The 20,408-nt window shown below is 54.8% G+C and carries 19 protein-coding genes; 15 read left to right on the top strand and 4 right to left on the bottom strand.

Annotated elements, in window-relative coordinates:
• From C8N36_RS07970 to C8N36_RS07960, 3 genes are all read left to right on the top strand, one after another.
• The gene (locus C8N36_RS07970) at window positions 1-267 is read left to right on the top strand and encodes a YciI family protein (protein ID WP_097804195.1); all 267 of its coding nucleotides are present in this window, start codon (window positions 1-3) and stop codon (window positions 265-267) included.
• The gene (locus C8N36_RS07965; RefSeq protein ID WP_097804194.1) at window positions 267-686 is read left to right on the top strand and encodes an EVE domain-containing protein; all 420 of its coding nucleotides are present in this window, start codon (window positions 267-269) and stop codon (window positions 684-686) included. The genes C8N36_RS07970 and C8N36_RS07965 overlap by 1 nt, the downstream gene beginning before the upstream one ends.
• A 65-nt stretch (window positions 687-751) precedes the next feature.
• On the top strand, window positions 752-1,150 hold the full coding sequence (locus C8N36_RS07960; RefSeq protein WP_097804193.1) for a DUF1761 domain-containing protein: 399 nt from the start codon (window positions 752-754) through the stop codon (window positions 1,148-1,150).
• Window positions 1,151-1,418: 268 nt separating this feature from the next.
• Here the strand turns inward: C8N36_RS07960 and C8N36_RS07955 are convergent, their stop codons facing one another.
• Entirely contained in the window at window positions 1,419-1,760 is a 342-nt protein-coding gene (locus C8N36_RS07955) for a DUF2853 family protein (RefSeq protein ID WP_097804192.1), read from the bottom strand.
• A gap of 227 nt (window positions 1,761-1,987) precedes the next feature.
• Between C8N36_RS07955 and C8N36_RS07950 the strand changes: the two genes are divergently transcribed.
• Together C8N36_RS07950 and trpB are read left to right on the top strand one after the other, a co-directional pair.
• Window positions 1,988-2,590 (top strand): HD domain-containing protein, encoded by a 603-nt coding sequence (locus C8N36_RS07950; protein WP_245910762.1) that lies wholly within the window; start codon window positions 1,988-1,990, stop codon window positions 2,588-2,590.
• Window positions 2,591-2,666: 76 nt separating this feature from the next.
• Window positions 2,667-3,872 (top strand): tryptophan synthase subunit beta, encoded by a 1,206-nt coding sequence (gene trpB / locus C8N36_RS07945; RefSeq protein WP_097804191.1) that lies wholly within the window; start codon window positions 2,667-2,669, stop codon window positions 3,870-3,872.
• A gap of 58 nt (window positions 3,873-3,930) precedes the next feature.
• On the opposite strand, the gene ahcY is transcribed toward trpB, so the two are convergent.
• Entirely contained in the window at window positions 3,931-5,322 is a 1,392-nt protein-coding gene (gene ahcY / locus C8N36_RS07940; protein WP_097804434.1) for an adenosylhomocysteinase, read from the bottom strand.
• Between the two features lie 213 nt (window positions 5,323-5,535).
• Between ahcY and C8N36_RS07935 the strand changes: the two genes are divergently transcribed.
• From C8N36_RS07935 to C8N36_RS07925, 3 genes are all read left to right on the top strand, one after another.
• Window positions 5,536-6,135, top strand: coding sequence for an HD domain-containing protein (locus tag C8N36_RS07935; RefSeq protein WP_097804190.1), 600 nt, complete (start codon window positions 5,536-5,538; stop codon window positions 6,133-6,135).
• The gene (locus C8N36_RS07930) at window positions 6,132-6,617 is read left to right on the top strand and encodes a GNAT family N-acetyltransferase (protein ID WP_097804189.1); all 486 of its coding nucleotides are present in this window, start codon (window positions 6,132-6,134) and stop codon (window positions 6,615-6,617) included. The genes C8N36_RS07935 and C8N36_RS07930 overlap by 4 nt, the downstream gene beginning before the upstream one ends.
• Window positions 6,618-6,732: 115 nt before the next feature.
• Window positions 6,733-7,446 (top strand): glycine zipper 2TM domain-containing protein, encoded by a 714-nt coding sequence (locus tag C8N36_RS07925; RefSeq protein WP_141468005.1) that lies wholly within the window; start codon window positions 6,733-6,735, stop codon window positions 7,444-7,446.
• A gap of 130 nt (window positions 7,447-7,576) precedes the next feature.
• Here the strand turns inward: C8N36_RS07925 and C8N36_RS07920 are convergent, their stop codons facing one another.
• Window positions 7,577-8,137, bottom strand: a complete 561-nt coding sequence (locus C8N36_RS07920; protein ID WP_176527077.1) for an ActR/PrrA/RegA family redox response regulator transcription factor — start codon at window positions 8,135-8,137, stop codon at window positions 7,577-7,579.
• 73 nt (window positions 8,138-8,210) lie between these two features.
• A complete protein-coding gene (locus tag C8N36_RS07915) occupies window positions 8,211-8,834 on the bottom strand; it encodes an SCO family protein (protein WP_176527076.1) in 624 nt (207 codons plus the stop codon).
• 75 nt (window positions 8,835-8,909) lie between these two features.
• Between C8N36_RS07915 and regB the strand changes: the two genes are divergently transcribed.
• The 7 genes from regB (at window position 8,910) to addA (ending at window position 20,360) form a co-directional block, all read left to right on the top strand.
• Window positions 8,910-10,307, top strand: coding sequence for a sensor histidine kinase RegB (gene regB, locus C8N36_RS07910; protein WP_097804186.1), 1,398 nt, complete (start codon window positions 8,910-8,912; stop codon window positions 10,305-10,307).
• A gap of 103 nt (window positions 10,308-10,410) precedes the next feature.
• The gene (locus tag C8N36_RS07905; protein WP_097804185.1) at window positions 10,411-11,925 is read left to right on the top strand and encodes a PAS-domain containing protein; all 1,515 of its coding nucleotides are present in this window, start codon (window positions 10,411-10,413) and stop codon (window positions 11,923-11,925) included.
• Between the two features lie 40 nt (window positions 11,926-11,965).
• Window positions 11,966-12,439: a tRNA (adenosine(37)-N6)-threonylcarbamoyltransferase complex ATPase subunit type 1 TsaE gene (gene tsaE / locus C8N36_RS07900; RefSeq protein ID WP_097804184.1), complete on the top strand. Its 474-nt coding sequence runs from the start codon at window positions 11,966-11,968 to the stop codon at window positions 12,437-12,439.
• On the top strand, window positions 12,436-13,407 hold the full coding sequence (locus C8N36_RS07895) for an aminoglycoside phosphotransferase family protein (protein ID WP_097804183.1): 972 nt from the start codon (window positions 12,436-12,438) through the stop codon (window positions 13,405-13,407). The genes tsaE and C8N36_RS07895 overlap by 4 nt, the downstream gene beginning before the upstream one ends.
• On the top strand, window positions 13,392-14,063 hold the full coding sequence (locus C8N36_RS07890) for a nucleotidyltransferase family protein (RefSeq protein WP_097804182.1): 672 nt from the start codon (window positions 13,392-13,394) through the stop codon (window positions 14,061-14,063). The genes C8N36_RS07895 and C8N36_RS07890 overlap by 16 nt, the downstream gene beginning before the upstream one ends.
• The gene (gene addB, locus C8N36_RS07885; RefSeq protein WP_097804181.1) at window positions 14,056-16,980 is read left to right on the top strand and encodes a double-strand break repair protein AddB; all 2,925 of its coding nucleotides are present in this window, start codon (window positions 14,056-14,058) and stop codon (window positions 16,978-16,980) included. Before C8N36_RS07890 ends, addB begins: the two co-directional genes overlap by 8 nt.
• Window positions 16,977-20,360 carry a double-strand break repair helicase AddA gene (gene addA, locus C8N36_RS07880; protein WP_097804180.1) on the top strand — a complete coding sequence of 1,128 codons (3,384 nt, stop codon included), beginning with the start codon at window positions 16,977-16,979 and terminating at the stop codon, window positions 20,358-20,360. Before addB ends, addA begins: the two co-directional genes overlap by 4 nt.
• Window positions 20,361-20,408: the final 48 nt, after the last annotated feature.

Below are 20,408 nucleotides of genomic sequence, written 5' to 3'. Positions count from 1 at the left end.
ATGCTTATCGCCCTGATCGCAAAAGACAAACCCGGTGCGCTACCGATCCGTCAGGAAAACCGTCCTGCGCATGTTGAGTATCTAAAAGCCACCAATGTCGCCCAAGCCGGGCCCCTGCTCGACGACAATGGCGAAATGTGTGGGTCACTGGTTATCCTGGATTTACATGATATGGCCGCCGCCCAAGATTGGGTTGCCCACGACCCTTATAACAAGGCCGGTCTGTTTGAATCCACGGAACTGATTGCGTGGAACAAGGTCATCTGATGCGCTACTGGCTGTTCAAATCAGAACCCTCAACTTGGTCTTGGGACATGCAAGTCGCCAAGGGCGCCGCGGGCGAAGAATGGGACGGCGTCCGAAACTATCAAGCCCGCAATTTCATGCGCGAAATGGCGTTAGGGGATCGCGGGTTTTTCTACCATTCCCAAAAAGAAAAAGCGGTCGTGGGCGTGGTTGAAATCTGCGCCACGGCCCATCCCGACAGTACGTCAGACGATGATCGCTGGGACTGCGTCGATATTCGCGCCGTTGGACCTGTGCAAACGCCTGTCACGCTGGAGCAGGTCAAAGCGCATCCGGAATTGACCGAGATGGCTCTGGTCAAAAGTTCACGTCTGTCTGTCCAACCCGTGACCGAAGCCGAGTGGCAAGTGATCTGTGGACTGGCCGGCATTGCCCCCTAGGCGAACCACCAATCCTGCGGCAAACTATCCCAAGCGATCCGTCAAGTGACGAACAGGAGGGTAGAATGCTCGAAATTATCAATGTTGTGGTGGCCGCAGTGGCGGCTTTTGCCGCTGGCGCTGTGTACTATATGAAGCTGGCCGAACCGTGGATGGAGGCATCTGGCGTCGCCCGCGGTGACGACGGACAACCCGCAAACGGGCAAAACCCAATGCTCTATGCCTATACTTTTGTGATGCAGCTGATCGTTAGCGGAATGATGCGCCACGTTTTTGAACTGGCAAATATAGATACATTGGCCAAAGGGCTGATTTCTGGCATCGGGATCGGGCTGTTCTTTATCACCCCCTGGATTGCCATCAACAACGCCTATGTGGATCGCCCAAAGAAACTAACGCTGATCGATGGCGGCTATGCCACCATCGCTTGCGCGATTATGGGGCTGGTTCTGACGATTTTCTAAATCGAAACTGTCCACCCAAGCATAAAAACGGAGGGGTCCGGACATACCGGAACCCTCCGTCCACCCCACGTGCTCCCTACACACCACACGTGAAACTGAAATCTGGTTCCAGCCTTCTGGCCGGTGTCTATCTATCTACCTGACATGCAGGATTCGGGCAAACTCCGAATAGATGCAATTTCGTGCAATTGTGCATCGAAGTGATTGTAGTTCAAAAAGAAAGAAGGCCCCCGAAGTCGGAGGCCTTTGGGGCTGATGTTTATCAGCTTTAGCTGTATACGGCTTCTTTGCCGAAATGCTTGACCAAAATGTAATAGAAAACCGCGCGGTATTTGTTGCGCTCAGATTTGCCATAGGTTTCGATGGTCTTGTTGATCGCTTCCATCAGTTCAGGCCCGTCGGCCAGACCCAGCTTCTTGATCAGGAAATTGTTTTTGACGGTCTCAAGCTCGGACGCTTGTGATCCCGCAACTGTCGATGCGTCGTCGTTATAGATCGCTGGGCCACAGCCGATCGTAACTTTGGTCAGCAGGTCCATATCCGGCGTCATGCCGCATTTGTTTTTCAGATCTTCGGCGTATTTCGCAATCAGTTCGTCGCGCTTGCCCATTGGTAACTCCCTCTTTTTCGGGGCCCCAAACCCCGTCTGAATTTATATTCGATGGCTTTTGAGCCGTCTTGCGCAACGTTAATGGTTATTGCCTGTCTGGCAATGATAAAAACGTGGGCGATTTCCCATGTCCAACCTGCGGCATTTCAGGGTCGTGCGCGAAGCAGACAGTTTGCTACAGTTCGTTCAGATTGAAACACAACGAAACACAATCAAGGCGATGCCCCATGCAGGATGACCAAGTCTCCTTTACCCAAATGAAAGACGGAACCAAAGAAGAATACCTTTTGCTACAGGAGCTTGAGAAACCCTATATCGCCCTGACTGCGGATCGGATTTTGGATGAACTGCGCAGACAAGGCGACGCATCGCTTGAAGGCTACAAGATCAACCGGCTTCAGCACGGGTTGCAGGCGGCCACGCGCGCCGAACGGGACGGCGCGGACATCGACTGGGTCGTTGGGGCCCTGCTGCATGACATCGGCGATGGGCTTGCGCCGCAAAACCACGACCGTTTCAGCGCCGAGGTAATCCGCCCCTTTGTACGCTGGGATGTTGCGTGGGTTGTTGAGCATCACGGGATTTTCCAAATGCTTTATTATGCGCATCACTACAGCTGGGATGAAAACGCCCGTGATCAATTCAAGGACCACCCTTGCTTTGACAGCTGTGCAACCTTTTGCGAACGCTGGGATCAAAGCTCGTTTGACCCTGACTATGACATGCTCCCGCTCGAACACTTTGAGCCCAAAGTCCGTCAAGTTTTTGCGCGAAAGGCTTATGATCCAGAGAATGTTCGCGAAGGATTTGTGTCTTCACTCTCAGCGTGATCTGTATCAATTCCCTATTTTGCTCAGCAGTTTACGCTGCGCTCAGCCAAATTAGTTCATTTTCTGGGAGGTAAAAATGACAACCTATTTGAAAGACACACCCAACGCGGACGGGTACTTTGGTGACTATGGCGGCGCAATGCTGCCGCCGCCGCTGGTTCCTCACTTCAAGGAAATCCGCGAGGCTTATGATAAAATATCGAAATCAGCGGAATTCATCCGCGATCTGCGCTACATCCGCAAGCATTTTCAGGGCCGCCCAACGCCGGTCTCTCACCTGAAGAACTTGTCAGATCTTGCTGGCGGCGCGCAGATCTATGCCAAACGCGAAGACCTGAACCACACCGGCGCACACAAGCTGAACCATTGCATGGCCGAAGCATTGCTGGCCAAGCATATGGGCAAAACCAAACTGATGGCCGAAACTGGTGCGGGTCAACACGGCGTCGCATTGGCAACCGCTGCGGCCTATTTTGGTATGGAATGCGAAATCCATATGGGCGAGATCGACATCGCCAAAGAGGCCCCGAACGTCACCCGCATGAAATTGCTTGGCGCGACTGTTGTGCCTGTCGGCTTTGGCGGTCGGTCTCTCAAAGAGGCCGTCGATAGCGCGTTCCAAGCCTATGTGCCGCAAGCCGACCACGCTTTATTTGCCATCGGATCTGTTGTGGGGCCACACCCTTTCCCGATGATGGTTCGCAATTTCCAACACATTGTCGGGATCGAGGCGCGCGAACAGTTTTTGGATATGACCGGCGAGCTGCCAGACATCGTTGCGGCCTGCGTCGGCGGTGGATCAAATGCAATGGGGCTGTTTGCGGGATTTATCGAAGATGATGTCGCGCTTTATGGCGTAGAACCGATGGGCACCTCGTCCAAGCTGGGCGAACATGCGGCCACCATCAGCTTTGGCGAGGATGGCGATATCCACGGTTTCCGGACGATGGTGCTGAAGGACGAAAACGGTGACCCGGCACCCGTTCATACGGTGGCGTCAGGCCTTGATTACCCCGGTGTCGGGCCGGAGCACGCGCATTTGTACCGCACGGGCAAAGCCAACTATACCTCGGCCAATGACAAAGAAGCGCTGAAGGCGTTTTTTGATCTCAGCCGCCACGAGGGTATCATTCCAGCGTTAGAAAGCGCCCATGCTGTGGCGTTTGCAACCCGCGAAGCGCCTAAAAATCCCGGCAAGTCGATCTTGATCAATCTGTCAGGTCGCGGAGACAAAGACATCGATTATGTCACTGAAACCTTTGGATTTGGCGAAGACCTGTAATCGGTCTGACCCTTTGTACACATAGGCAAAAGGCGGGGCCAAAACCCCGCCTTTTCTATTAGTAACGGTAATGCTCGGGCTTGAACGGACCTTCTGGTTTCACACCGATGTAGGCCGCTTGCTCGGCTGAAAGTTCAGTCAGCTTCACACCAATGCGGCCCAAATGGAGACGCGCAACTTTTTCATCCAGATGCTTGGGCAGGATGAAGACGCCGGGCGAATAGGCTGCGCCGTTGGTCCACAGTTCCAACTGCGCCAAAACCTGATTGGTAAAGCTGGCGGACATAACGAAAGACGGGTGGCCTGTGGCGTTCCCAAGGTTCAACAAACGGCCCTCGGACAACAAAATGATCTTATTGCCAGAAGGCATTTCGATCATGTCCACTTGGTCTTTGATGTTGGTCCATTTGTGGTTCTTTAGGGCTGCAACCTGAATTTCATTGTCAAAGTGGCCGATATTGCCAACGATGGCCATGTTCTTCATTCCGCGCATATGCTCAATGCGGATCACATCCTTGTTGCCGGTTGTGGTGATGAAGACATCGGCGCTGTCGATGACATCCTCAAGCAGCACAACTTCGAAGCCGTCCATCGCCGCTTGAAGCGCGCAAATAGGATCGGCTTCTGTCACTTTGACACGTGCACCCGCACCGGCCAAAGACGCGGCAGAGCCTTTGCCAACATCGCCATACCCGCAAACAACGGCAACCTTGCCAGCCATCATCGTATCTGTGGCGCGGCGAATCCCGTCCACAAGTGATTCTTTACAGCCGTATTTGTTGTCGAACTTCGACTTGGTCACGCTGTCATTGACGTTGATCGCAGGGAACGGCAGCTGATTGTTCTTCGCCAGTTCATACAAACGATGCACGCCTGTGGTGGTTTCTTCGGACACACCAAGGATCGCTTCGCGGGTTTTTGTGAACCAGCCCGGTGTCTCTGCCATCCGCTTTTTGATCTGGGCAAAAATCGCCTGTTCTTCTTCCGATGTAGGCACTTCGATCAGATCGGTTTCGCCTGCTTCGACGCGTGCGCCCAGCAAAACATAAAGTGTCGCGTCGCCGCCATCGTCCAAAATCAGGTTTGCACCTTCGGGGAACATAAAGGATTTATCCAAGTAATCCCAATGCTCAACCAGCGTCTGGCCCTTGATTGCGAAGACCGGAACGCCTGCTTCGGCGATCGCAGCCGCAGCGTGATCCTGAGTCGAGAAAATGTTGCAAGAAGCCCAACGCACATCAGCACCAAGCGCCACCAGCGTTTCAATCAGAACCGCCGTTTGAATGGTCATATGCAACGATCCTACGATGCGCGACCCTTTCAACGGCTGGCTGGCTCCGAATTCGTCACGCAGTGCCATCAGGCCCGGCATTTCGGTTTCAGCAATGTTCAGTTCCTTGCGGCCGAACTCGGCCAGCGAAATGTCTTTTACGATATAATCTGCGGCCATTTGCCTGCCTCCGGTTGATTGATCGGTTGCCGCCGGACCTATCACCACACGCATGCACGGGCAACGCGGATTAAAATGCAAAGCAAGTGATTGCCTGATCGGTTTGTTAACCACGTTTTGACATACAAAGCAGTGCGCACGGACCTTGCCAAATAGGCCGCCCGTCATGCTAGACAGGCACGGATGATTTTTGGGTCAAAGTGAGACGTGAATATGGCACCAAAGCAACCCCGGGCATGGCAACGCATGCTGTCAGGACGCAGGCTGGATCTGTTGGACCCCACCGCCGTGGATATCGAGATCGAGGACATTGCGCACGGATTGGCTTTTGTGGCGCGTTGGAATGGCCAAACCCACGGCGATTTTGCCTATTCAGTTGCTGAACATTCGCTCTTGGTTGAAACGCTTTTTGGCCGGTTATGCCCCACTGCAAGTGCGGCTGACCGGTTGACCGCTTTGCTGCATGACGCGCCTGAATACGTGATTGGGGATATGATTTCCCCAGTCAAGGCGGCCGTCGGCCCGGATTATGGTGACCTTGACAAACGGCTGACCGCCGCCATCCACATTCGATTTGGACTGCCTTCTGTGACGCCTGTCCGGTTGAAGAAGCAGATTAAAAAGGCGGATCAGATTAGCGCGTGGATGGAAGCAACCGAGATCGCCGGCTTTACCAAAGATGAGGCCAACAAGCTGTTTGGGGCCCCGAACCCTGACATGATTGCAGGTTTGGCAATCGAACTGCGCCCCCCTGTTGAGGCCCGCCACGATTTGACCGCGCGCCACACCGAGCTTTTGGCGCAAATGCCATGATCTCGGTGCGCCGCGCCGGAGTGCTGGACGCCCGACCTTTGGCAGACCTTTTGAACGAGATTATCGCACTTGGCGGCACAACGGCCTTAACCAACCCAATCAGTGTACCCGAAATCACGGCGTGGATGACACGATACCCTGAACAATCTGCATGGTCTCTGGCCGAAGACGATAGTGGTGCAATTCTAGGGTTTCAGTTTATCGAACCAGCGGACTACCTACCCGATGACGCCGTTGAAATTGCAACTTTTGCCAAGGTCGGCAAAGTACAAATGGGCATCGGGTCAGCTTTGTTTGAAGCCACCGAAACCGCAGCCCGGCAGCTTGGTTACAGTTGGATAAATGCCAATATCCGCGCAGACAATTTTGGCGGACTGGCCTACTATCAAAGCCGCGGCTTTGAGGATTATGGCAAAAAGCCTGCCGTTTCCTTGGGATCTGGCCTGACCGTCGACAAGTGTCTAAAGCGTTACAATCTCTAACCGCCGTCACTTTCCGTCGCTTTAAAACAAATCGTCCATAAAAATGCCCCAATTCACCGGGATAGAACTAACCAACGGGGTTTATCCCAGTCTGTCCGTATTTTGGAGACATATTGTGTTTCGCTTAAAAACCACTTTGGCATCCGTTCTTGTGTTGGCTGTCGCTGGCTGTGCACAGACCAAAACACCTTTCGCGTCCTCTATGAGCCACCAAGCCGTGCCTGCGGCACAATCCCAGCAGGAACTCGTTCTGGCTGAACAAGCCGACGCTTTGAACAAAATGTCCACGGATCTGGTGCGCAAAACGACTCTAAACGGGGCCGCAATCGGTGCTTTGGCGGGCTGCGGACTGGCCGTTGTTGGTGGCTCCAAAAATCAATGCATTCAGGCTGCCTTGGTTGGCGGAGCAGTTGGCGCTGTTACAGGCCATGCTAAAGGCAAAGCTCGGGTCGCAAAACGGGTTGAAATTGTTGAACTCAGTCGCGTTTTGCCCAGTTTGCGCACAACAACCAACCAGCTTGGCGTTGTGGCCAGCGGCGTTGACACACTAATCGCTGAACAAGATGCAGAAATCTTCGCGTTGAAACAGCAAGTTGAAGCCGGTCAACTCTCACAAGAAACCTATGAAACGCGCTTGTCAGACATTCGTTTGGTTCGGTCTGAACTGGCACAAGCGCTTTCACTGAGCGTATCCCAAGCCAAACAGGCAAACCTTGCCCTGCAAAATGCCCAAGACCAAGGTCAAACTGGTGTTGAATGGTACATCAGCGCGACCGAGAAACTTGAGCAAGACTCTGTCTCTGCCCGCGCCAAACTGTCCTTGCTGTAGGTTTTCTGGCCCTCGATCTCGCCAAGCACCCTTAAAACAAAAAACGCCGACCATGTTTGAAACATGTGCCAGCGTTTTTGTTTTAGCAATTTGAACAATGCAGCACCTGGTGCAACATCGCGCCCCCCCCCTAGCGTGGGCTGCGCTTGGCCAAAATGCGTTGCAACGTCCGGCGATGCATGTTCAACCGGCGAGCGGTTTCCGACACGTTGCGATCACACAGCTCATAAACCCGCTGAATATGCTCCCAGCGTACGCGATCCGCACTCATTGGGTTCTCCGGCGGTGGTGGCAGATCGTCGCCCTTCGCCAGCAAGGCATTGGTGATATCGGTCGCATCAGCCGGTTTCGACAAATAATCCGTTGCGCCAATCTTCACTGCTGCAACGGCTGTAGCGATGGCACCATATCCTGTCAGAACAACAATACGGCTGTCAGGTCGCTTTTCCCGCAGGACTTCGACCACATCAAGGCCATTGCCGTCCTCAAGCCTTAAATCGACCACGGCGTAGGCAGGGGGCCGCGCGGTTGCGACGGCGGTTCCCGCTGCAACAGATCCGGCCATTTCGACTTCGAAACCGCGTTTTTCCATGGCTTTTGCCAATCGCCGCAAAAAAGGTTCGTCATCATCGACCAATAACAAGGTCTTGTCTTCGCCGATGTCCTCGATATTGCGGTCTGCCAAATTCATTCCTCCCGGGTGTGATCCCCAATGGTAGAACAAAGCTTTATCGCTGCAAAGTCAAAGGGTCAAACACGCTTTGTTATTTTGTTGCGGCTTTCGCAAAACAAGCGACACTTTCTGCCATCTGTTCCGGTGTCATTTCGCGTCGGAAAAACTCTGCAAAACCGGTTTCAGGCATCACCAGATAGGTAAAGGTCGAGTGGTCGACCAGATAGTATTCATCTTCTGCGGGCTGTGCCTTGTAATATGTTCGATACGCCTGCGATGCTGCTTTGATTTGTTCGGGAGATCCCGTCAGACCAATCATTTTCTCATGATTGTTGTAGGCAAATTCACCCACAATTTCAGGTGTGTCGCGTTCAGGATCGATGGTAATAAACACTGGGGTCGTGCTAATCCCGCGCTCGGCTAGCAAATCAACAGCTTCGGAGTTCCGGGCGCTGTCAAAGGGGCAAATATCCGGGCAAAAAGTATAGCCAAAGTAAATCAGGCTTGGCTCGGTGATCACATCGGCGTCTGTCACCGTTTCCCCGAGAGAGTTAACCAATGTGAACGGGCCGCCAATTGTAGCGCCGCCAGCAACAGCGCCAGTGCGGCACTGCTCAAACGGATCATCGGACCCTGCAGTCATCGTTACGTAGGCCGTAACCCCCAACAAAGCGACAACAGCAACCGACGCGGAAATAGCAGCCAGACGCAACATAGCACTCTCCCTTTTATTCATTCTCAGGCACAGGTATCACTTGAGAAACCCCACGCAAGGGGTGAAAGGGCGCACATGATACAAAGTGAACTCGGGGTGATCGGCGTAGATCAACGCAGCAACTGGATCCGGTTACGGACCATGATTTTGCTGCGGTGGGTGGCGATTGTCGGCCAGGTCACGGCAATTACTGTTGCGCAACGCATGTATGATCTGCAGCTGGAGTTGGGGCTGTGTTATCTGGCGGTTGGTGTTTCCATTGTCGGCAACTTGATCGCAATCTTTGTTTTTCCAGAAAACAAACGCCTCAGCGAAACCGAGAATTTTCTGATGGTTATGTTTGACCTGCTGCAACTGTGTTTCTTGCTGTATTTGACCGGTGGTTTGCACAATCCTTTTTCATTGTTGGTTTTGGGGCCCGTCACTGTATCAGCGTCTGTTCTGACACTGAGGTCCACTTTGATTTTGGGGTCGACGGCCCTGATTATGGTGACCTTGATGGTCAATTTTCACTTGCCGCTGCGCACCGAAGAAGGCTTTATTCTTCGCATCCCGGACATCTTTGTTTTTGGTCAATGGATTGCGATCTGCATCGCATTGCTGTTTATTTCCGTTTATTCACGGCGCATTACCCGCGAAATGCATTCCATGTCAGAAGCATTGGCCGCCACACAAATGGCACTGGCACGCGCGCAAAAGCTCAATGATCTGGGCGGCGTAGTCGCAGCCGCGGCCCATGAATTGGGAACACCTTTGGCGACAATCAAACTGACTTCATCTGAACTTGTCGATGAATTGGACGATATGCCAGAACTGCGTGAGGACGCCCAGTTGATCCGCGAACAGGCGGACCGGTGCCGCGATATTTTGCGGTCCATGGGGCGCGCGGGCAAAGACGATCTACACATGCGCCAGGCACCATTGATCGAAGTGATCCGCGAGGCCGCAGAGCCACATCAAGATCGTGGTAAGGAAATTTTAATCGAAGACGGCCCCGGACCGGGCGCATTCAACGCCCAACCGCAAATTCTGCGACGCCCTGAAATCATCCACGGGCTGCGTAACCTCATTCAAAACGCCGTCGATTTTGCCAGCACAAGCGTTTGGGTCGAGGCACTATGGACAGAGGACATGATCTCAATTCGGATCGTCGATGATGGCCGGGGATTTCCACCGCACTTGATTGGCCGCATCGGCGATCCGCTTATGCGCCGCAGACGCAGTGAATCGGACAAAAAGACCCGGCCGGAGTACGAAGGAATGGGGCTTGGCTTGTTTATCGCCAAAACTTTGCTGGAACGAACGGGCGCTGAATTGAGCTTTGCAAATGCTTCCGACCCCTACCAAACAGAAAACAATCAAGGTGAACGCAAAGGTGCCATCGTTGAGGTAGTGTGGTCTACCGCCATGATCGTCCCAGTCCAGTTGGAACCGGGCGAACTGTTGGGAGAAAATCAACGGTTCGAAGTTTGACTATCGTTAAAATTGCATTTCACGGATTAACTCTTGCTTAACTAGCTGTTAACTAGTGTTGACATAATACATAAGGCTAACCTGTCTCGAAAGGCTGGAACCCGTGAACGAAATTGTGGCAATTGGGGTTGGTATAGGTGCGGGATTGGCCGTCTTGGCCGGCGCAGCCATTTTGTCGTGGTATGTCTTCAAACCAAACAAAATCGCCCCCTCAAGGCCCGCTTTGTCGCCAATCGCTATTTTGTTCAAAGACCAAATCGTCATCGACAGCACCAGCGCGGCTTCTAGCGTGTTGGAAAGGCCGATCCTGAACGGGGCAAGCTGGGCTGAGATCAGGTCCGAATTGCTGGTTCAATTTCCTGATATTCCGGAAAAAACCCAAAGCGGGTCTTCTTGTTTCAATGCCGAAAACGATCCCGATACCACTTTGACGCTGAGGGTGAACGACACCACGATGCGGTTGGAAATCAAATGTCAGCCCATCACAGCGAACCAAGCGTTTGAGTATCGCAGACAGCAATCGCGTAATCAGCGCCTGCAAGCCGCGATCGAGACCTCGCCCAACCCGATTTGGGAAATGGATGGGCACGGAGCCGTGATTTGGCAAAATCCGGCTTATGAACGGATTTGCGCGGACACTGGCAATAAGCTGGGAGCAGATTGTCCGTTTGAACTGGCTCCTCCAACCACCAATGTACCGACGTCATCACGCGTTAGCTTGCCGTGCAAAGATGGCAGCCGGAGATGGTATGAAGTCAGTTCCAAACCTTATAACTACGGCTGGATGCATTTTGCCTGCAGCATCGACAATCTGGTCGAGGCCGAAATGGCCCAGCGCAATTTTGTACAGACCTTGACCAAAACATTTGCCCACCTCCCCATTGGATTGGCGGTTTTTGACCGCGAACGACAACTGGTTTTGTTCAACCCTGCACTGGTGGATCTAACGCATCTGCCGGTGGATTTTCTCAGCTCCAAGCCCAACCTACTCAGCTTTTTCGATCATATGCGCGAAAACCGTATGATGCCCGAACCTAAGAACTATCCGACTTGGCGCGAAAAATTGTCAAATGTCATCTCGGCCGCACGCGAGGATCGATATTGCGAAACGTGGACTTTGCCGTCTGGTTTGACCTACAAAATCACCGGCAGACCGCACCCTGATGGGGCTGTGGCCTTTTTGATCGAAGACATCAGTGCCGAAATATCACTAACCCGCCGATTCCGTTCCGAATTGGAGCTGACCCAATCCGTTATCGACTGCTTTGGAGATTCCGTTGCCGTTTTTTCGCGATTGGGTGTGCTGACCTTCAGCAACACAACATATCGCGAACAATGGAAGTGCGACCCTGATAGCGCCTTTGCGGAAATCACCATCGTTGACGCAACCAAAGATTGGCAGGACGCCTGCCATCCCTGCCCGATTTGGCCAGATCTGCGTGATTATGTGCTTACGATGCGCGATCGTAGCGCCTGGAGCGCGGACCTAAGGCTAAAGGACGGCGAAACCCTGACATGCTACATTGAGCCCGTCGCAGCCGGTGCCACAATGGTGCGCTTTTCAAATCGGATTGCGAAACCTGTAGCGCGGGATATTTCCCAAACTACAGCCGTCTGATCTCGCTTGCAGCGAAATCTGCAAAGAGTATCTTTGCACCATGACAACTCAGCATGCCCGTCTTTCCGTTTCCTCCCCCGAGGAAACCACACGTTTGGCCCAAAAACTGGGTCAATGCCTGCAACCCGGCGACGTCATTTTGATGCAGGGCGGGATTGGGGCGGGTAAAACCCATTTTGCCCGCAGCTTGATCCAGTCTTTGCAAGACCAACCAGAAGATGTGCCGTCGCCAACCTTCACCCTTGTGCAGGTCTATGACACAAACGCGGGAGAGCTGTGGCACGCTGATCTGTATCGTTTGGGGTCGCCGGATGAATGTGTGGAATTGGGCCTGGCCGATGCCTTTGAAACCGCAATTTGTTTGATCGAATGGCCTGACCGCCTTGAGGATTTGTCCCCGGAAACTGCTTTGCACCTGCATTTAATTGATGCTGCACAGAACGACAGCCGCGACGTCGTCTTTAGCTGGGCCGCCAACCGTTGGACCGATGTTGTTGCGGGCCTGAGGACATGACACCGTTTTTGGAAGCTGCAGGTTGGGCCGATGCCGCGCAAACCCCCTTGGCAGGGGATGCATCTTCTCGGAGCTATGTCCGCCTGACAAGAGGGCCAGACACCGCGATTTTGATGCTAGATCCAGATGGCGATGTTGACCTGTTCGCGCGCCTTGCCCGGCATTTGTCCGCCCTAAACCTAAGCGCACCATCCATTATGGCTCAAGCACCGGGATTGCTGCTGATCGAAGACCTTGGCGATGGCCTGATTGCCCAGCTTGCACAAGATACTGTTCGCGAAACAGCGCTGTATTTGGTCGCTGTCGATGCATTGCTAGAGCTGCACAAACATCCCGCCCCCGCGTCATTGCCTGTCGCCACGCCCAAGGTTTTGGCAGCTATGACCGACGTTGCCTTTGACTGCTATGCCGTCGGAGCAGAGCTTCCGAACCCCGCAGCCCGTGATGCTGTGATTACTGCGTTTGAACCCATTTTGCAAAACTATGCGGCCCCGGAAGGTGTCATGGTTTTGCGCGATTACCACGCCGAAAATATCCTTTGGCTCGCGGATCGTCAGGGCGCGAAGCGTGCTGGCCTTTTGGATTTTCAAGACGCATTGCAGGGCCACCGCGCCTATGATCTGATTTCCCTGATCGAAGACGCCCGCCGCGATGTAAGCCCCCACACCGCCAAGGCCTGCATCGCACATTATTTGGCGCAATCGGGGTTGCCAGAGACTGCGTTTCGCACAGCGCTGGCAGTTCTGGGTGCGCAGCGTAACCTTCGAATACTGGGGGTTTTTGCCCGTCTCGCGGCAACACGTGGCAAGCCGCATTATATCGATTTAATTCCGCGGGTTTGGGCCCATTTGAAACATGATTTGACCCATCCCGCTCTGGCTCCGGTCGCGGCCATTCTCAGCCAATCGCTTCCCGAGCCCACGCCCGCAATTTTGCAAAGGTTAAAAAATCCATGCCCGACGCCATAATGCTGTTTGCCGCCGGGTTTGGCACCCGCATGGGGGCTTTGACCAAAGACACGCCCAAACCGTTGATCCAAGTGGCCGGAAAGCCCTTGCTAGACCACGCATTAGACCTGACCACGACTATTTCGACCCGCGTTGTGAATGCCCACTATCACGCGGATCAAATCAAAGCACATCTTAAGCCAATTGATGTGCAAATCTCGGTTGAGATGCCAGAGGTTTTGGACACCGGAGGAGGCCTGCGGGCAGCCTTGCCTTTTCTGGGAACTGATCCCGTTTTCACTTTGAACACCGATGCGGTTTGGGCCGGTCCTAACCCGCTCGAACTGCTTGAGGCGGGGTGGAATCCAGAGATAATGGATGCGCTTTTGCTTTGTGTTCCACTCGGCAATGCCGTGGGGCGCAAAGGCGGCGGCGACTTCGATTTAACGGCCCAAGGCACCCTGATCCGCAAAGGCGATCTGGTTTATACAGGCGCACAAATCGTCAAAACCGATTTGCTGGCAGATATCCCTGAAACGGCGTTTTCACTCAATGTGCTCTGGAACCGGATGGCCAAGCAAAACCGCCTGCACGGCCTGACCTATTCGGGAAAATGGTGCGACGTCGGGCACCCCGCCGGCATCCAAATGGCACAGGACATGCTCGCTTATGTTTGAGACATCTGGCCCACGTTTGTTTGGCCTCCCCCCCGGCGTCGATTTTGCCGAAGCCCTGACCCACGGCCTACAGGCGCGCGCATCATCCCCCTTTGAATTGGCGCAAACCGAACTTTACGTCAGCACAGAACGCATGGCGCGCAGGCTGCGTATGATTTTTGACCAAGGGCCGGCGTCGCTATTGCCCAGCATTCGGCTGGTCACCGATCTGGCTGATCCTGTGACCCGCACGCAGCTTCCTCAACCTGAACCGTCTTTGCGGCGGCGGTTGGAATTGACGGGCTTGATCTCAAAACTTCTGGATGCACAACCGGATTTGGCTCCTCGCAGCGCCCTTTTTGATTTGGCCGATAGCCTGTCCAGTCTTATGGAGGAAATGCAAGGCGAAGGGGTTTTGCCAGAAACCGTCGCTGGCCTAGATGTAAGCGATCAATCGGGACATTGGCAGCGGGCGCTTGGTTTTCTGGGCATTGTGCAACACTATTTCGAAACCGACAGCACCCCTGATAGCCCAGCCTTTAACCGACTGGCACTCAAGTTGCGATTGCAGGCATGGCAAGACAATCCGCCAAAGCATCCGGTGATCGTTGCGGGTTCAACCGGATCACGCGGCACAACGGCTGAATTCATGCGCGCGGTGGCACATTTGCCTCAAGGCGCGGTCATCCTGCCCGGATTTGACTATGACATGACAACGCCGGTTTGGGATCGTTTGGACGAACCGCTTTCTGGCGAAGATCATCCGCAGTATCGCTTTGCCAAACTGATGCAACAGATGGACCTGCGACACGCAGATGTGGCCCGCTGGACGCACACCCAGCCCCCTGCACCAGATCGCAATCAATTAATATCCTTGGCCCTCAGACCCGCGCCTGTCACCCACCAATGGATGAGCGAGGGGCCGAACCTGCCCGACCTGCGCGAAGCCACCAAAGACATTACATTGGTCGAGGCCCCGTCTTTGCGCGATGAGGCGCAAACCATTGCCCTGCGCCTGCGGCAAGCTGCCGAAGACGGTGTCACGGCCGCGCTTATCACGCCAGACCGGATGCTCACCCGTCAGGTGACGTCAACTTTGGATCGTTGGGGGATTTTACCGGACGATAGTGCTGGCATTCCGGCCCAGCTTACGCCCCCGGGTCGGTTTTTGCGCCATGTTTCAGCGCTATTTTCAGCGCCCCTTAGCGCCGAGGCTTTGTTGACACTGCTCAAGCATCCGTTGACCCACACGGGGGACGGGCGGGGCCAGCATCTTCAAAACACGCGTAACCTTGAGCTGCACATTCGCAAAAAGGGTTGGCCGTTCCCACGTGCCGATCTTATCAAGGAATGGGGGGCCAAAGCCGAACAAGACGGTTGGACCACTTGGCTAACGGATCTGTTTTGCGAGGTTGAAACCGCCGGTACACTGGATCTGCCAACATGGGTTGCGCGCCATATCGCACTGGCCGAATCCATTTCTGCAGGGTCGCAGAGCGACGGCACCGGTGTACTCTGGCAGGAAAATGCCGGACGAAAAGTTGCGGAAATCGTGGCCGAGTTGGGCGACGAAGCTGGTTTTGGCACTGATATGAACGCCCGTGACTACAACGCTCTTTTTGGCGCTATCCTTGCCAAGGGCGAAGTGCGCGACCGCGATGCGCCGCACCCGCATATCTTGATCTGGGGAACGCTTGAGGCCCGTGTGATGGGCGCTGACTTGTTGATTTTGGCCGGATTAAACGAGGGCAGCTGGCCTGAATTGCCCGGTGCTGATCCTTGGCTAAATCGCAAAATGCGTGCTGACGCCGGCTTACTTTTGCCAGAACGGCGCATTGGCCTGTCTGCGCATGACTTCCAACAAGCCGCCGCAGGTGCCGAAGTCTGGCTGACCCGGTCGCAAAAGTCCGATGAGGCTGAAACAGTGCCGTCACGCTGGATCAACCGACTGACCAACCTAATGACCGGCCTGCCGCAACGCAAAGGCCCACAAGCCCTTGCAGACATGCGCAGCCGCGGGGAGCATTGGCTGGCTTTGGCCCAGGTCGCCGATACCCCCTTGCAAACAGCGCCAGCCTTGCGGCCATCGCCCGCCCCGCCAGTGGATGCGCGCCCGCACAAGCTTTCGGTTACAGAAATCAAACGGTTGGTGCGCGATCCATATGCGATCTACGCCCGACATAGCCTACGTTTGCGGCCGCTCAATCCGCTGATGCGTGCACCGGACGCCCTGATGCGTGGCATTTTGCTACATTCGGTTCTGGAACACTTTGTCAAAGAGGCCAGCGCTGCGCCGGAGATGCTCACATCCGCTGCCTTGCTTGAGCAAGCGCAAAAGATCATTGGCGACCCAAACGAGGTGCCATTTCCAACCATCCGACAGCTCTGGCTGGCACGGATGCAGCGCATTTCCGAATGGTTCGTCGAGGGCGAAAGAAAACGCCAGTCCATCGCCAAACCTGCAAAATACGAGGTTCGCGGTAAAGCCGGCTTGCCCGCGCTTGGGTTTACGCTGACCGGCACGGCTGATCGGATCGATATCGACGAACGCGGCAATGCGCATATCTATGACTACAAAACCGGCGCGGCCCCAACCAAAACAGAACAACAGTATTTCGACAAACAATTGCTGCTTGAGGCCGCGATGCTGGACAAAGGGGGCTTCGAAGGCATCGCACCGCGCCATGTCGAACGGGCGCTGTTCATTTCGCTGCAACCCAGCAAACCGGATGAAGTCGCAGCCCCTTTAGACGAAATGCCCATCGACACCGTCTGGCAAGAATTCGAGAGCCTGATTGCGGCCTATATGGATGCTGAAAAAGGCTTCACCGCCCGGCGGGCGCTTATGAAGGACACCGATATTGCCGATTATGACCATCTATCGCGCTTTGGCGAATGGGATGTCACGGACACGCCCAACCCCGAGGTGCTGACATGATCCGCGACCTCGCCACCCAGCGGCAGGTAGATGCCGCCCGCCCCGGCAATTCAACGTGGTTGGCTGCCAATGCCGGATCAGGCAAGACCCGCGTTCTAACCGACCGCGTGGCGCGATTGTTGTTGGACGGGGTGCTGCCCGAACACATCTTGTGCCTGACCTACACCAAGGCCGCAGCAACCGAGATGCAAAATCGCCTGTTCAAACGCTTGGGCGGCTGGGCGATGTTGGAAGATGTGGATTTACGCCGCGAATTGGCAACCCTCGGGGTCGAGACTGACTTGTCCGAACCCTTCCTGCAAGGGGCCCGCACGCTATTCGCTCGTGCCATCGAAACCCCCGGCGGGCTGCGCATTCAAACCATTCATTCCTTTTGCTCGTCTATCCTGCGGCGGTTTCCGCTCGAGGCGCAGGTCAGCCCCCAGTTCAAGGAAATGGAAGACCGATCAGCGCAAATGCTTCGGGCTGAAATTCTGGATCGCATGTCAGAAGGGCCAAAAGCCCATCTGGTTCAGGCCATCGCTCCGTTTATTTCGGGGGATGACACCGAAAAGCTATTGTCCGAAGTCTGCCGTCGCCGCGATGGTTTTGCCATTGCCCTGACCCCCGGTGATATCTTTGCTTCCTATGGTTTGGCGGCGGATGTCACCGCGCAATCTTTGCGCGCACAGGTGTTTCTTGGCAGTGAAATGTCCTTTTTGCCGCAGATTGCTGCCCATCTGGAAACCTCAGGGGTGAATGACAAAAAGGCCGCTGTTATTCTAAAAATGGTCACGGTGGCAGACGGGCCGGGTTTGACGCTGCTCAAACAGGCCTGCCTCACCCAAAAGGGCACGATCCGTAAAAACTTTCCAGCCAAGGCTGTGCGCGTCAATGCACCCGAGCTTTGCGAAGAGTTTGACCAGTTGATCGCCCGTGTTGCAGATTCAATCGAAGCCGAACGTGCCTTGGCCTCCGCCCAGCGCGATATTGCTTTGCACAGATTTGCGCAGGATTTCTTGCCAAAATACGAGCATGAAAAAACCCTGCGCGGCTGGCTCGACTTTGACGATCTGATCAGCCGAACCCGTGATTTGCTATCGGATCCACGCGTTGCAGCTTGGGTCTTGTACCGATTGGACGGCGGAATTGACCATATTTTGGTCGACGAGGCGCAAGACACCAGCCCTGTGCAATGGCAGGTGATCGAACGGTTGGCGCAGGAATTCACCAGCGGTGAAGGTGCGCGGGCGGATGTGCGGCGAACAATCTTTGTTGTGGGCGATAAAAAACAGTCGATCTATTCCTTCCAAGGTGCTGACCCCAGCGAATTCGACCGTATGCGGGCCGAGTTCGACGAACGGCTCAAAACCACCGATGCCCCGCTTGTTCCTATGACGCTGGAACACAGCTTCCGGTCGGCCGAGGCCATTCTGAGACTGGCGGACAATACCTTTGACGGGGCGATTGCCTCTGGCTTTACCGACGATCAAAAGCACATCGCGTTCAAGGACCGGATGCCGGGGCGCGTTGATCTGTGGCCGCTGATCGACAAGATCAAAGAAGACAGTGATGGCGCGTGGTTTGAACCGTTGGACCGCATCGGATCAACCCATCACACGGTGATTTTGGCCAAACGGATCGCCTATTTCATTCGCACCACTATTGAGGCCGAAACACCCCTGCCCGTCGAAAAGGGGTTTTCAGGTGACTACGAGGCGCGCCCAGTGCACGCCGGAGATTTCCTGATCCTTGTGCGCGGGCGATCCCGGTTGTTCAAAGAAATCATTCGCGCCTGCAAACAAGAAGGGCTGCCAATTGCGGGCTCTGACCGGCTCAAGGTGATGTCCGAACTGGCGGTGCGCGATATCATCGCCTTGCTGACCTATCTATCAACCCCCGAAGACGACCTTTCTTTGGCGACAGCCCTACGATCCCCGCTGTTCGGGTTTTCCGAGCAACAGCTCTTTGATCTCGCCCATCGTCGCGGTGGCAAATATCTGTGGGAAAGCCTGCGGGATCGCCGCGATGAATTCCCCGAAGCCATGGCAATTTTGGACGACCTGCGCGGCCAGACTGATTTCTTGCGACCCTATGATTTGATCGACCGCATCCTGACACGTCACCTTGGCCGCCGCCTGTTGATCGGGCGCCTTGGCCCCGAGGCCGAGGACGGTGTGAACGCCCTCCTTGGCCAAGCGCTGAGTTATGAGCAATCCGATGTGCCATCGCTGACCGGTTTTTTGCAATGGGCGCAGGCGGACAATCTGGAAATCAAACGCGCACCTGACAGCGCTGGTGAAACGCTGAGGGTGATGACGGTGCATGGGTCGAAAGGGCTTGAGGCACCGATTGTTATTCTGCCCGATTGCGCCGCCCCTCGCCGTGATTTGCGCGATGCGATTTTGGGGGACGCGGATGGAACAATGTGGAAACAGACCGGCGATTTGCAACCCGAACGTCACCGTGACGCGGTCGAAGCGCGTCAGGAAAAAGAACGGCAGGAACGGGATCGCCTGCTTTATGTTGGACTAACCCGCGCCGAAAAATGGCTGGTTGTTGCAGCCTCTGGCGATTTGGGGAATGGCGAAGACGTCTGGTACAAACAGGTTCAGCGCGGCATGGTTGCCTCTGGCCCCACAGAGGTTGATTATGATTTTGGCCCTTATGGCAGCGGTGCCGGTCTTCAGATTGGTGATCCGGATTGGTCAGGTTTAGAAATGACACGGACGTCCAAGCCCGTTTTGGCTGAAACGGTCCTGCCAGAACTGTTCACGAAACCCGCACCAACACCGCTACCAGCAATTGAAACCCGATCCCCATCTGATTTGGGCGGGGCCAAAGCGCTGGCCGGTGCAGATGGCGACACAGTAGAAGTCGCGAAAGCGCGCGGCACACTGCTCCACAGCTTGCTTGAACATCTGGCCCCGCTCCCGCCGTTGGAACGCCCCGATGCGGGAACCGAACTGCTGGAACAGCACCGCAAAGCTGCAGAAAACTCCGGTCTTTTGCCAATGCTTTCCCAGATTCTGGCGGAGGCCTTGTCCGTCTTGTCTACCCCCGCGCTTTCCCAATTCTTTGACAGCCGGAGTTTGGCCGAAGTGCCTGTTACGGCCGAGATTCCCGACATCGGCCGAATCCACGGCGTGATTGATCGCCTGCTCATCTCGGATAAAAAAATTATCGCCGTGGATTTCAAATCCAACCGCACCGTACCTCAAAACGCCGCCCAAACGCCCGAAGGTTTGTTGCGTCAAATGGGGGCTTATGCTGCTGCACTTGCTCAAATATTTCCAAACCACGAGGTAGAGCTAGGCCTGCTTTGGACAGCCAATTGCCACTACATGCCGTTGCCGCACGATCTCGTGACACAAGCGCTTGGTCGCACCACGGCATCTTGACGCGCGCCGCAACGCTTTCTAGGTTCCACAACCTGTCAGGCCGCAAAC

The organism is Pelagimonas varians (assembly GCF_003208435.1).
Lineage (GTDB): Bacteria > Pseudomonadota > Alphaproteobacteria > Rhodobacterales > Rhodobacteraceae > Pelagimonas > Pelagimonas varians.
Note: the sequence above shows the minus strand (reverse complement) of the source record. Positions and strands in the feature narration are given on the sequence as shown.